Here is an 11,994-nt window from a genome sequence, read left to right as displayed (position 1 = left end):
CCCCGGTATCGGCCGTCAGCTTCAGCACCACCGGCAGGTAGGCTTTGTACGCGCTGGCCGCTTCGGCCGGCAGGTTGCCGATCGGCTCCGCGCCCATGTCGTCGATGCGCCGGGCGATCTCGGGTGATTTCACCAGCGTGCTGACCTCCCGGCCCAGGCGCTCCACGATCTCGTTCGGCGTGCGAGCCGGCGCCAGCAGCGTGATGGGGCCGACGATCTTGTACGGTTCGTCGGCATAACCCGCCTCGGCAAAGGTCGGCACAGCGGGCAGCGCCTTGGCGCGGCGGGTGCCGGTCACCGCCAGCGGACGCAGCTTGCCGCTCGCGAAGTGCTGCTTGAGCGTGGTTACCGAGCTGAGCGTCACATTGACCTGGCCAGCCAGCAGGTCGCTCACCATCGGTCCTTCGCCGCGGTAGGGGACATGCAGGATGTCGGTGCCGTAGGTCTTGTCCAGGTAGGCCTGGATCGTGTGAGGCTGCGTGCCCGGTCCCCACGAGCCCATGCGCAGCTTGCCGGGTTCCTGCTTGCCATAGGCGATCAGTTCGCCCACGGTCTTTACCGGCAGCGCGGCATTGACGGCCAGTACGGTACGCGCCATCGCCACGTCGGACACCTGCCGCAGGTCGGTGCGCGGATCGTAGGGCAGCTTCTTGTAGAGCACCAGGTTGGCCGTGACCGGGCCGGGGATGGTCAGCAGCAGGGTGTAGCCGTCGGGTGCCGACTTGGCCACGTAGTCGGTGCCGATGATGCCGCCGGCGCCGCCCTTGTTCTCCACCACCACGGTCTGGCCCAGCCGCTTGCCCAGACCCTCGGCCAGCGTGCGCGCGAGCGTATCGGTCAGGCCGCCGGCCGGGTAGGGCACGATCAGGTGCAGGGGCTTGCCAGGGTAGCCTGCCTGGGCCTGCGCGGCCAGCGGCAGCAGGGCGGCGCAGGCGCACGCCAGCAGGGCGGCAGCTTTCCCGCAGAGCGGGCTGCGTATCGTCATGGTTTGTCTCCTCGGGTTTTTATAGGATTCGGCGCGCGCTCCGAGCTGGTGCGCGCACCGACAGGTAACTCAGGCGGGCTACCGGGGGGGCGAGGGGATCAGGCCGGCAGCGCCAGGTAACCGGCCACCAGTCTGGTCATTTCTCCGGGCAGCCGTTCGTCGTCGAGCGGGAGCGGGCCGGCATCGTTGAGGATGGCATTGACCACGATGCTGAACACCGCCTGCATGGCGAAGCGCACGCGCAGTTCGGCCTGCTCGGGCGGCAGCGGCAGGCGCGGCACCAGCAGCGCCACCATGCGCTCCACCACCGCCTGCCCGCTTTCCCGGTGCGGCAGCCATTCCTCGGGACGGATGGACGCGTGCTTTAGCGACGCCTTGATCACGCCCCGGTTGGCATGGCAGCCCAGCACCACGAAGCGCATGGTCTTTTCCAGCATGACATCGGTGGGCACTTCCTCCCAGCGCTCCTTGCGCAGGTAGCGCGCCACCGATTCGCCGGTTTCCTGCATCACCAGCGCGCGCAGCGACTCGAAGAACGCCTGCTTGTCGCGGAAGCGGCCATAGAAGGCGCCCACCGACACCTCGCAGGCGGAGGCGATCTGCGCCACCGACACCGCGGAGAAATCCCGCTGCGCCAGCAGTTCGCGGCCGGCGTCGAGCAGGGCCTGCTCGGTTTCGCGGGCGCGGCGCTGGCGCGGCGGTTGCAGGATGGACGGGGTCGAGACGGTGGGGAAGGCGGATGTCCCCTTGGAGGGCTTGGCAGAGGGCGCGGCAGAGGACGATGTGGTCATGGCAATTCCGTATGCGAATTCGGATTCGGTTTTGTGAACCATATGGTTACCACGGCGATTCGTCAAGAAGAGGGCTACATTTCCAATATATGGAAATCAATTCCGTTCTTTGACACAGAAAAAACCCGCACCCACACTGCGGTGCAAGGAGACAAGATGAACACGCCGGTCGAACAATTCATTGCCGAGCGCAGGAAGGAGGACCCCTCGTTCGGCGGTCTGCTGGCCAAGGGCTTTGCCCTGCTGCGCTGCTTTATCGACGAGCCGCGCCCGCTCGGCAACGGCGAACTGGCCGAGCGCCTGCAACTGCCGCGCGCCACGGTGTCGCGCATCTGCCGCACGCTGTTCGAGCTGGGCTATCTCGACTGGGACCCCAAGCTCGACAAATACTTCGTCGGCGCGCAGGTGCTGGCCCTGGGCTATCCCTACCTGGCCGGCCTGCAGGTGCGCCATGTGGCGAGGCCGCTGATGCAGGCGCTGGCGGACCGCATCGAGGGCGCGGTATCGATGGGCGTGGCGCACCGGCTCGACGTGACCTACCTGCTGACCTGCACGCACAACGAAGGCACGCCGGCTCGCCCCGGCGTGGGCGCGGTGCGCTCGGTGCTGAGCACCGGCATGGGCCGCGCCTTCCTGTGCACGCTGTCCAAGACCGAGTTCGAGCAGCTGATGCTGGCCGCGCAGCGCGAGCGCGCCGGGGAATACGCGGCCTGCTACCGCACCATCTGCCACAACGTGGCGCATTACCCCAAGCGCGGCTTTGCCATCAACGAGGGCGACGCGGGCAGCGGCGTGCACGGCGTGGGCGTGTATTCGCGCATCGTCTACCTGAACCGCCCGCTGCTGTTCAACGGCGCCATCGCGGCCTCGCAACTGCGGCGCGGCATGCTGGAGAAGAAGATCGCGCCGCTGCTGATGGAGATGGTGCGCGCGATCGAAGCGGCGGCGGGGCTGCGGCAGTAGCGTCCCGCGCCTGAACGAAAAAACGCAGGAACGCAAGAACACAGGCAGCGCCGGCACAGGCGTGAATTGAAACAAAGCCTGCAAGGCAACCCGGAGACAAGACAATGCCAGATCTGGATTCCCTGCTGAAGCCGCGTTCGGTCGCGGTCATCGGCGCCTCCACGCAGCCCGACAAGGTGGGCGGCATGCCCATCCGCCTGTTGCGCGAGCTTGGCTACGCAGGGCGCATCCATCCCGTCCACCCGAGCGCCAGCGAGATCCAGGGCTTGCGCGCCTATCCCACGCTTGCCGCCATTGGCGAGGCCGTGGACCTGGCCATCGTGGCGGTGCCGGCGCTGGCGGCGGAGTCCGTGATGGCGCAGCTCGCGCAGAACGGCACGCGCGCCGCGATCTTCTTTACCTCCGGCTTTGCCGAAGTGGGCGAGGAGGGCCTCGCCATGCAACAGGTGCTGGCCGCCAGCGCGCGCCGGCACGGCGTGGCCTTGCTGGGTCCCAATTGCCTGGGCGCGATGAATCTGCGCGAGCGCATGTTCGCCACCTTTTCACCCATCCCGCTTACGGGTGTTCCGCCCGCGGGCGACGTCGGCCTGGTCAGCCAGAGCGGCGCGTTTGGCGCCTATGCCTTCGCGCTGGCGCGCGAGGCCGGGCTGGGCCTGAGCCACTGGGTGACCACCGGCAACGAGGCCGGCCTGCAGGTGGCCGATGTGATCGGGTGGATGGCGCAGGACGATGACACCCGCGTGATCCTGGCCTATATGGAAGGCTGCCGCGACGGCGCGCGCCTGCGCCATGCGCTGGCCGCCGCGCGCGCTGCCGGCAAGCCGGTGGTGATCGCCAAGGTGGGCACCACCGAGGCCGGCGCGCGCTCGGCGCAATCGCATACGGCAAGCCTGGCCGGCGAGGATGCGGTCTACCAGGCGGTGTTCGACGAGTACGGCGTGCATCGCGCCCATACGCTCGAGGACTTCTTCCGGCTCGGCTACACCTTGTCGCGCGGCCGCCGTCCGGCGCGCTGGCACAGCCCCAGCGGGCTCATGGCGGACGCGGTGGCGCCGGTGGCCATCGTCACGGTATCGGGCGGCGTCGGCATCATGATGGCCGATCGCGCCGAACAGCTTGGCTTGCCGATGCCGCCCATGCCGGCGGCTGCCGCGCAGGCCCTGCGCGCGAGCATTCCCTTTGCCAGCACCGCCAACCCGATCGACGTAACGGGCCAGGTGGTGGCGCAGCCGGCCGTGCTGTTCGAGGCGATGGCCCGCGTGGCCACCTGCGGCGAGTACGGCAGCGTGGTCGCCTTCCTGGCCGGCGGCGCCAATGCACCGCGCCTGTGGGCGGAGCTCCAGCACACCATCGGCGCGCTGCACGAGGACAGGCACGCCGCGCCGCTGCTGCTGTCCGGCATCGTGGACGACGACAAGCGCGCATGGCTGGAAGCCCACGGCTGCCTGGTGTTCCGCGAACCCGCCCATGCCATCGAAGCGGTGGCGGCGCTGGCGCGCGCCGCGGCCCTGGATGCGACCGCGGCAAGCGCTCCGGCGGGCGCGGCTGCGTCGCTTGCGGCTTTCCTGCCCACGGTGCCGGACAACGCCGGCGCGCTGTCCGAGTTCGATGCCATGCGGTTGCTGGCGGATGCCGGGGTTCCGGTCGCGCCGCACGGGCTGGCGCGCGATGCCGACGAGGCGGTGAGCCTGGCGCGGCGCATCGGCTACCCGGTGGCGGTCAAGCTGTGTTCGGCGCAGGTGCTGCACAAGAGCGATGTGGGCGGCGTGGCGCTCAACCTTGGCGACGAGGCCGCGGTGCGCGCGGCGTTCTCCGCCATGCAGGCCGCGCTGGCCCGGGCCGGCGCCAGCCTGCCTTTCGAAGGCGTGCTGGTGGCGCGCATGGTGCGCGGCTGGGGCGAACTGATGGTGGGCGTGCGGCGCGATCCGGTGTTCGGCCTGGTGGCGCTGGCCGGCATTGGCGGCACGGCCGTGGAGATCTTCCGGCAGGTGGCTTTTGGCCTGGCGCCGCTTTCGCCGGCACGTGCCCGCGCCATGCTGGAGCAAAGCCGCGCGGCGGTCCTGTTCGAGGCCCATCGCGGCAACCCCGCGCTGCCGCTGGCGCAGGCCGCCGACCTGCTGGCGCGCGTGTCGCAGGTGGCGGCCGCGCTGGGTCCACGGCTCGATACGCTCGAGATCAACCCGTTCATCATCGGTGCCGATGGCCCGGTCGCGGCGGATGCCGTTATCACATGGCTGCCGGCGCAGGCACCGGATTGACCAGGATGGCGCAGCAAGACAGCGCGCTGCAGCGCGCGCGGCCTTTGCCGCGCAAATGCAGGAGGACATCCGTGCCTGGGCCGCCCTCGTCAGGACGAGCGGCGCCGTACTCGATCAATCCGTCAGGAGCCAAACGCATGAACATGAGCATGAACATGGATACGCCCTTCGCATCGGCGCCGGCCACCGCATCCCCGGCCAGTCCCCAGCAGGCACTGGTCGCCGCCGCGGCCGTACCGCTGGCGATCTACGGCTATGCGCTGGTCGAGACGCTGCGCACCTGCCGCCTGCAGACCTCGGTCGCCTCGGCCACCGGCTACGGGCGCGCGCCGATCAATGCCCTGTCGGCCAGCGAGCGCCAGTGGACGCACGAAGACCGCGACATCGTCACCCCCGCCAACGACCTGCTGTATTTTTGCGGCTGGATCAACCTGGCCCAGGGCCCGGTGACGTTGCGCGTGCCGCCGCTGCCCGATGCGAAGCGCTACTACGTGATCGAGCTGCTCGATGTCCACACCAACAACTTCGAGAACCTGGGCCCGCGCAACGTGCCCGCCGAAGGCGGCGAGATCGAGCTGGTCGGTCCGGGGCAGCAGGCCAGCGGCGGGCATGCCGTGCCGTGCCCGAGTTCCCTGGTCTGGCTGCTCGGCCGCGTGCTGGTGCAGGGCGAGCCGGACCTGCCGGCGGCGCGGGCCTTCGAGCAGGGCTTCACGCTGACCCGCACGCCCGGCGCCGCGCGCCCGCGCTGCGTGGCGCAATGGCGCGACAGTGGCCGGCCGGCGCTGGATTTTTTCCAGAACCTGTTCAACGCACTGCGCGAGTTTCCACCCGCCGACGCCGAGCAAGGCGCATTCACCCTGCTGCGCAAGGCCGGCATCCGGCTGGAAGACGAGATCGAGGTGGCTTCGCTGCGCCCCGCGATCGTGGCCGGGCTGGAAAGCGCATACCGGCAGGCCAAGGCACTGATCGAGGCGCATACCCGCAGCCAGGGCCGCAAGAGCTGGGGCTACAGCCTCAAGCTCGGGATGTACGGCGACGACTGGCTGCAGCGTGCCTGTACCGCGATGAAGGGCCTGGGCGCCCTGCGCGCCGACGAGGCGATCTACGCCATGGCCGATTTCGATGCCGATGGCGCGCCGCTGGACGGACGCCATCGCTACGAGCTGCGTTTTGCCCCGGGCATGCTGCCGCCCGCGCAGGCCTTCTGGTCGGTATCGCTTTATGGCGAGGACCGCTATTTCAGCGCCAACGAGATCGGCCGCTATGCGGTGGGGGACCGCACGCCGGGCCTGCGCATGGAGCCCGACGGCAGCCTCGCCATCCCGGTCTCGCACAGCCGCCCCGCGCAGGCGGACAACTGGCTGCCTGCGCCGGCCGGACCGTTCTACCTGATCCTGCGCCTCTACCATCCCGCCCCGTGCTTGCTGGCCGGGCAATACGCCATTCCGGCCGTGCGCCGGATCGATTGAGCCGACACCGCCAAAGGATGCCGACATGAACCGAACCCAATCCGCCGCGCCCGGCCACGATATCGCCGACGCCGTCCGCTACACGCTGCCGCTGTACGAGATGGCGCGCATGCGCGCCGCCACCTGCCCGCGCCGCGACAGCGCGGGCGAGTTCGCCGCGCCGCAGCCCGATGGCACGGTGCGCTGGATCAATCATTTCATCCACACGCGGCAACTGCTGGGCCCGCAGCATCGCCAGGTGGTCACGCCCAACAACGATACGCTCTACAGCAACGCCTGGCTGGACCTGTCGCAAGGGCCGCTGCTGCTGGACGTGCCCGACAGCGCGGGCCGCTACTACGTGCTCGGCCTGCTTGATTTCTACACCAATCCCTTTGGCTATATCGGCACCCGCACCACCGGCAACGGGCAGGGGCGCTTCCTGCTGCATGGCCCGCGCTGGCATGGCGAGGCACCGGCCGGCGCCACCGCCATCGCTTGCCCCACCGATGCGGTGTGGCTGCTTGGCCGCGTGCTGGTGGATGGCCAAGCCGACCTGCCCGCCGTGCACGCGCTGCAGGACGGGTTCCGCCTGAGCACGCCGGATGGCGCGCCGGCGGCGCGGCGCTTCGATGTCGGCATGCAGCCGGGCGAGCACCTTGGCGATCCGCGCCGCTACGCCGAGGTGGTCAACCTGGCGCTGCGCGAGAATCCGCCACCCCCGGCCGAGGCAGGGCTGCTGGCGCGTTTCGCGCAATACGGCATCGGCGCGGATGGCGACGCGGCCGTGCTCGACGAGGCGGCGCTGGCGCGGCTGGGCATGGCAATCCAGGCAGTGCTCGCCGAACTGGCGGCACCGTTGCCCTCGGACCTCGGCGGCGGCTGGACCCTTCCCGTGGAAATCCGTGAATCGTTCGGCACGCGCTATGCCGAGCGCGCGCTGGTGGCGCGCAACTATATCGGCGCGCTGGGCGTGGAAGAGGCCATGTACGTCATGGCCGATCGCGACAGCGAGGGCGCACCGCTCGATGGCCGCACCGGCTACGAACTGGCCTTTGCCGCCGACGCGCTGCCGCGGGTCGGCGCGTTCTGGTCGCTCACCATGTATGGCAAGACCGATTGCATGCTGGTGGACAACCCGATCGGCCGCTATTCGCTGGGCGACCGCTCGCCGGGCCTGCGCCATGAAGCCGACGGCAGCCTGCGGCTGCGCCTGTCGGCAACCCCGCCGGCCGACGCGGCAAGCCAGGACAACTGGCTGCCGGCACCGGCGGGCCCGTTCTACGTGACACTGCGGCTCTACGAGCCTCGGTCCGCGCATCTCGACAAGACCTTCGTCTATCCGCCGATCCGTGCGCTCTCCGTGGGAGCGGCATCATGAACATCATGCAAGCGAAGCGGCAGATCCTGCGGCACTTGCTGCAGGCCGCGTGCCACGCCTTGCTGTGCGCGGCGGCGGCAGGCTTGCTGGCACCGGCGCATGCCCAAGCGTATCCGTCGCGCCCGGTGCGCCTGATTTCGCCGTATGGCCCTGGCGGTTCCAACGATACTTCGGCGCGCCTGCTCGGCGAGGCGCTCAGCCGCAAGTACAAGCAGCAGTTCGTGGTGGAGAACAAGCCTGGCGCCGGCACGCGCGTGGCCAACGAGCAGCTCGCGCGCGCCGCGCCGGATGGCTATACGCTGTTGTGGGCGGCGGCGCCGTTCGCCATCAATACCGCGGCGGGGATTGCGCAGCACTACGATATCCACAAGGATTTCGTGGCGGTGGGACCGCGCGTGCTCGGGCCGCTGTTCCTGATCGTCAAGGCCGATTCGCCGGTCCGCACGGTGGCCGATTTCGTGCGCATGGCGCGCGAGAAAAAAGACGGTGTGACCTTCGCCTCGCCGGGCATCGGCTCCGGGCCGCACCTGACCGCCGAGCTGTTTATGGCGCAGGCGCGCTTCAAGGGCCTGAACGTGCATTACCGCGGCGATGCCACCGCCTACACCGAACTGCTCTCCGGCCGTGTCGATGCCACGCTGACCGCCATCACCACCGCCTTGCCGTTCATCAAGGCCGGCAAGCTGCGTGTGATCGCCGTGTCCGCCGAGACGCGCTCGCCGGTCTACCCGCAGGCGCCGACCTTCGGCGAGCAGGGATTTCCCGCCGTGGTCGGCTACGGCTGGTTCGGCCTGATGGCGCCCGCCGGCACGCCCCCGGCCATTGTGCGACAGCTCAACCGGGATGCCAGCGCGGTGCTGGCCGATGCGCAGGTGCAGAGCAGGCTGATCGGCCTGGGGCTGCAGCCGGAAGCTGGCGACAGTGCGGCGTTCGCGCACTTCATCGATGCCGAGGTGGGCAAGTGGGGGCCGCTGATCAAGTCGGCGGGGATCGTGCTGGAGTAGGCCGGTGCACGGCCGATGGCAGCCGCTGTGTGCCATTGGCCGTACGCTTCCCGATGGCCGCGGCGGCTGGCATCTGTCTGTCCCATGGTCCCGTGGTCACGTGGTCCGGCATCGACTGGCTGGATGCCGAACGCCCCCGCGTCCAGGCGCAGCAGGACCGGATCACCGGCGATGCCAGCCTGGTCAAGGTTGAAAATGCGGACCCAGCTCATCCCGCATCCAGTCCGCGAACACACGCGTGCGTGCCGGCAGCAGCCGCGCATGCGGATAGATCAGCGATAGCGGCCAGGGCGCCTGCTCGAAGTCTTCCAGCACGATGCGCAAGGCCCCGGCGGCCACCAGTGGCGCCACCTGGTAGGACAGGAAATTGCCGAAGCCCGCACCGGCGGCGCAGGCCGCCACGGCGGGCGCGGTCTGGTTGAATTCGAGATTGCCGTGGACGGAGACGAAGAACGGGCGGCCCTCTTGCTGGAAGCTCCACCAGTGCGCCGGGTTGCCGATAAAACGCACGCAACTGGCGTGCGCCAGCGCGTCCGGGTGGCTGGGAACGCCATGTTCGCGCAGGAAGTCCGGGGTTGCCACCACCACGCGGCGGATATGGCCAAGCGGCCGCGCCACCAGGTTGGAATCCGCCAGCGGACCGATGCGCACGCCCACGTCGATCTCTTCCTCGAGCAGGTTGACAACGCGATCGGTGAATTCCATCCGGCAATGCACGGCGGGATAGCGCTGCACGAAGCGGGTCACCGCCGGCGCCACATGCATCTGGCCGAACAGCACGGGCGCGGTCAGCACCAGTTGTCCGCTGGGTTCGACATGGCGCTCGCTCAGCAAGGCCTCGGCTTCGTCGATGGTGGCGAGGATGCGGCGGCAGCTATCCAGGTAGTTGCGGCCCTCGTCGGTCAACGACTGGCGGCGCGTGGTGCGGTTGAGCAGCCGCACCTGAAGCGCCGACTCGAGCGCGGCCAGCGTGCGCACCACCGCCGGCAAGGAGGTGCGCAGGGCGGTGGCGGCAGCGGTGAGGCTGCCTTCGTCGACCACCTTGACGAAAGTCTGCATGGCGCGGAGTTTGTCCATCGCGCCACATTACTACGATTAGTGGAGTAGTCAACTGTGTCCTGCCCCATTTATTGCAGGCGGGAAACTATCCAGAATGGCATCCAGTCCCCCAACTACCTGGAGCCGAGATGACCACCGCCACGCCGAATACCAATACCGCCGCAACCTCCGCGACCATCGCGGGCGCGGCATCGCCGGCCGCGCCGCTGGTGCTCTACCGGATGTCGCTATCCGGCCACTCGCACCGGGTGCAGCTGTTCCTGTCCCTGCTAGGGCTTCCTCATCGGCTCGTCGACGTCGACCTGCGCGGCGGCGAGCACCTCCGCGAACCCTTCCGCCGGCTCAATCCTTTTGGCCAGGTGCCGGTGCTGGACGACAACGGCACCATCCTGGCGGACTCCAACGCCATCCTGGTCTACCTGGCCATGCGCTATGACGACGGCCGCTGGCTGCCGCACGACCCGGCCGGCGCCGCGGCGGTGCAGCGCTGGTTGTCGGTGGCCGCGGGCGAAATCGCGTTCGGGCCCGCCACCGCGCGGCTGGCGAACCTGATCGGCGCCCCGGTGGACGCCGATGCCGCGATTGCGCGCGCGCGGCGGCTGTTCGACCTGATGGAGCCGATCCTGGCGGCCACGCCCTACCTCACCGGCGCGACGCCTACCCTGGCCGACGTGGCCGCTTATAGCTATATCGCCCGTGCCGAGGAGGGCAATGTGCCGCTGGCGCCGTATCCCGCCCTGGCCGGCTGGCTGCGCCGGGTAGAGTCGCTGCCCGGCTTTGTGCCGATGCCGGCCACCCCGATTGGCCTGCTGGCCGCGGCGTAACACGCCCCGGGCAACGCGCAACACGGAACAACCGAGCAAGGAGCAAGAGATGGACCTGCAACCATGGCCGCACGCCGAATCGCCCTTTCATGCCGGGGAACAGGCCGCGCAGCAGCGCGCCGGCAAGCGCGAGCAGATGGAGGCCGCCGGCCGGCGCGTGGTGCGGCCCGCCATGCCCGAGCATCATCGCCTGTTCTTTGCCCAGTTGCCGTTTGTGCTGGTGGGTGCGGTGGACGGCGAGGGCATGCCCTGGGCCACCATGCTGAGCGGCGCGCCGGGCTTCATGCAGGCGCCCGATCCCGGCCACCTGCATATCGGCGGCCATGTGCTGGCCGGCGATCCGCTGGCGGACGCCTTGCATCCCGGGGCCGACATTGGCCTGCTGGGCATCGAGTTGCATACGCGCCGGCGCAACCGCATGAACGGGCGCCTGCTGGCGGCGGACGAGGCAGGCATGACGGTGGCGGTGACCCAAAGCTTCGGCAATTGCCCGCGCTATATCCAGTTGCGCCACTGGCGCGAGGCCGGTGCGGACGAGATGGCAGGCAGCCCGGCCTGGTACGGCGACGCACTGGATACCGGGGCGGCGGACGCGCTGCGCGCCGCCGACACGATCTTTATCGCCACCCATCATCGCGATGCCGCTTCCGCGCACAGTGGCGGGGCCGATGTATCGCACCGGGGCGGCAAGGCGGGCTTCGTCCGGGTGGACGACGCCCGCACCCTGACCTTCCCGGATTTCAACGGCAACAATTACTTCAACACCATTGGCAACCTGGTGGCCAACCCGCGCGCCGGGCTGCTGGTGCCGGATTTCGAGCGCGGCGGTTTGCTGCAACTGAGCGGGCGCGGCGAGATCGTCTGGTCGGGAGCCGAGGTGGCGGGCTTTGCCGGTGCCGAGCGGCTGGTGCGGCTGCATGTCGAGCGCGTGGTGCGGCGTCCTGGCGTGGTGCCGCTGCGCTGGCGCTTCGAGGCGATGTCGCCGGCGCTGGCACAGACCGGCGGCTGGGATGCTAGTGCTGGACACTAGAAAAGATATCGATAGATAACAAAGCCTGCGGAAATCGTGACCTGATCCGTGCCGGCCGCGAGCGCTCTGGGGCGCAGTCGCCTGCACCCGGGGCGCGTGACGGACGATGGGCATCTTCAGCCGCACGGCACTGGGGGAGCCGGCGGCTATGCATTGTTGTATTCGGCATACGTTCAATGCGCCGGTAGAAATATGAGTGATGCTGCTCTTTTGTCCGGCCGGCCGAGATCCGCCCGCGCGGCTGCGTGGTG

Annotated in this window: 10 protein-coding genes; 7 read left to right on the top strand and 3 right to left on the bottom strand. The window is 69.3% G+C overall.

The features are described from left to right. Both P3W85_RS11590 and P3W85_RS11585 read right to left on the bottom strand, forming a co-directional pair. Positions 1–985: Bug family tripartite tricarboxylate transporter substrate binding protein (locus P3W85_RS11590; protein ID WP_276264896.1), on the bottom strand; the 985-nt coding region annotated here is incomplete at its 3' end. Between the two features lie 98 nt (positions 986–1,083). Further along, on the bottom strand, positions 1,084–1,776 hold the full coding sequence (locus P3W85_RS11585) for a TetR/AcrR family transcriptional regulator (RefSeq protein WP_035815666.1): 693 nt from the start codon (positions 1,774–1,776) through the stop codon (positions 1,084–1,086). Between the two features lie 156 nt (positions 1,777–1,932). On the opposite strand from P3W85_RS11585, the gene P3W85_RS11580 reads away from it, so the two are divergent. The 5 genes from P3W85_RS11580 to P3W85_RS11560 all read left to right on the top strand — a co-directional run bounded on the left by P3W85_RS11580 (position 1,933) and on the right by P3W85_RS11560 (position 8,830). Continuing rightward, complete coding sequence (locus P3W85_RS11580) at positions 1,933–2,739, top strand: IclR family transcriptional regulator (RefSeq protein WP_017229639.1); 807 nt, start codon at positions 1,933–1,935, stop codon at positions 2,737–2,739. Between the two features lie 104 nt (positions 2,740–2,843). Further along, on the top strand, positions 2,844–4,997 hold the full coding sequence (locus tag P3W85_RS11575) for an acetate--CoA ligase family protein (protein ID WP_276264895.1): 2,154 nt from the start codon (positions 2,844–2,846) through the stop codon (positions 4,995–4,997). 155 nt (positions 4,998–5,152) lie between these two features. Then, positions 5,153–6,466 (top strand): DUF1254 domain-containing protein, encoded by a 1,314-nt coding sequence (locus P3W85_RS11570; protein ID WP_276264897.1) that lies wholly within the window; start codon positions 5,153–5,155, stop codon positions 6,464–6,466. A gap of 25 nt (positions 6,467–6,491) precedes the next feature. Continuing rightward, positions 6,492–7,826: a DUF1254 domain-containing protein gene (locus P3W85_RS11565; protein ID WP_276264894.1), complete on the top strand. Its 1,335-nt coding sequence runs from the start codon at positions 6,492–6,494 to the stop codon at positions 7,824–7,826. Positions 7,827–7,831: 5 nt separating this feature from the next. Beyond that, positions 7,832–8,830 (top strand): Bug family tripartite tricarboxylate transporter substrate binding protein, encoded by a 999-nt coding sequence (locus tag P3W85_RS11560; RefSeq protein ID WP_430869535.1) that lies wholly within the window; start codon positions 7,832–7,834, stop codon positions 8,828–8,830. Between the two features lie 183 nt (positions 8,831–9,013). Here the strand turns inward: P3W85_RS11560 and P3W85_RS11555 are convergent, their stop codons facing one another. Then, entirely contained in the window at positions 9,014–9,907 is an 894-nt protein-coding gene (locus tag P3W85_RS11555) for a LysR family transcriptional regulator (RefSeq protein ID WP_017230387.1), read from the bottom strand. Positions 9,908–10,065: 158 nt separating this feature from the next. Between P3W85_RS11555 and P3W85_RS11550 the strand changes: the two genes are divergently transcribed. Together P3W85_RS11550 and P3W85_RS11545 are read left to right on the top strand one after the other, a co-directional pair. After that, positions 10,066–10,713, top strand: coding sequence for a glutathione S-transferase family protein (locus P3W85_RS11550; protein WP_430869534.1), 648 nt, complete (start codon positions 10,066–10,068; stop codon positions 10,711–10,713). Between the two features lie 49 nt (positions 10,714–10,762). Beyond that, positions 10,763–11,743 carry a pyridoxamine 5'-phosphate oxidase family protein gene (locus P3W85_RS11545; RefSeq protein ID WP_276264891.1) on the top strand — a complete coding sequence of 327 codons (981 nt, stop codon included), beginning with the start codon at positions 10,763–10,765 and terminating at the stop codon, positions 11,741–11,743. The last annotated feature ends 251 nt before the right edge of the window (positions 11,744–11,994 follow it).

This window comes from Cupriavidus basilensis (assembly GCF_029335485.1).
Lineage (GTDB): Bacteria > Pseudomonadota > Gammaproteobacteria > Burkholderiales > Burkholderiaceae > Cupriavidus > Cupriavidus basilensis_E.
The sequence above is the reverse complement of the archived record's forward strand: the minus strand, read 5'-3'. Positions and strand labels throughout refer to the sequence as shown.

Bases quoted from the DNA above. Each gene is read 5' to 3' on its own strand.
- P3W85_RS11585 (WP_035815666.1), bottom strand. From the start codon at position 1,776: ATGACCACATCGTCCTCTGCCGCGCCCTCTGCCAAGCCCTCCAAGGGG.
- P3W85_RS11580 (WP_017229639.1), top strand. From the start codon at position 1,933: ATGAACACGCCGGTCGAACAATTCATTGCCGAGCGCAGGAAGGAGGAC.
- P3W85_RS11575 (WP_276264895.1), top strand. From the start codon at position 2,844: ATGCCAGATCTGGATTCCCTGCTGAAGCCGCGTTCGGTCGCGGTCATC.
- P3W85_RS11570 (WP_276264897.1), top strand. From the start codon at position 5,153: ATGGATACGCCCTTCGCATCGGCGCCGGCCACCGCATCCCCGGCCAGT.
- P3W85_RS11565 (WP_276264894.1), top strand. From the start codon at position 6,492: ATGAACCGAACCCAATCCGCCGCGCCCGGCCACGATATCGCCGACGCC.
- P3W85_RS11560 (WP_430869535.1), top strand. From the start codon at position 7,832: ATGCAAGCGAAGCGGCAGATCCTGCGGCACTTGCTGCAGGCCGCGTGC.
- P3W85_RS11555 (WP_017230387.1), bottom strand. From the start codon at position 9,907: ATGGACAAACTCCGCGCCATGCAGACTTTCGTCAAGGTGGTCGACGAA.
- P3W85_RS11545 (WP_276264891.1), top strand. From the start codon at position 10,763: ATGGACCTGCAACCATGGCCGCACGCCGAATCGCCCTTTCATGCCGGG.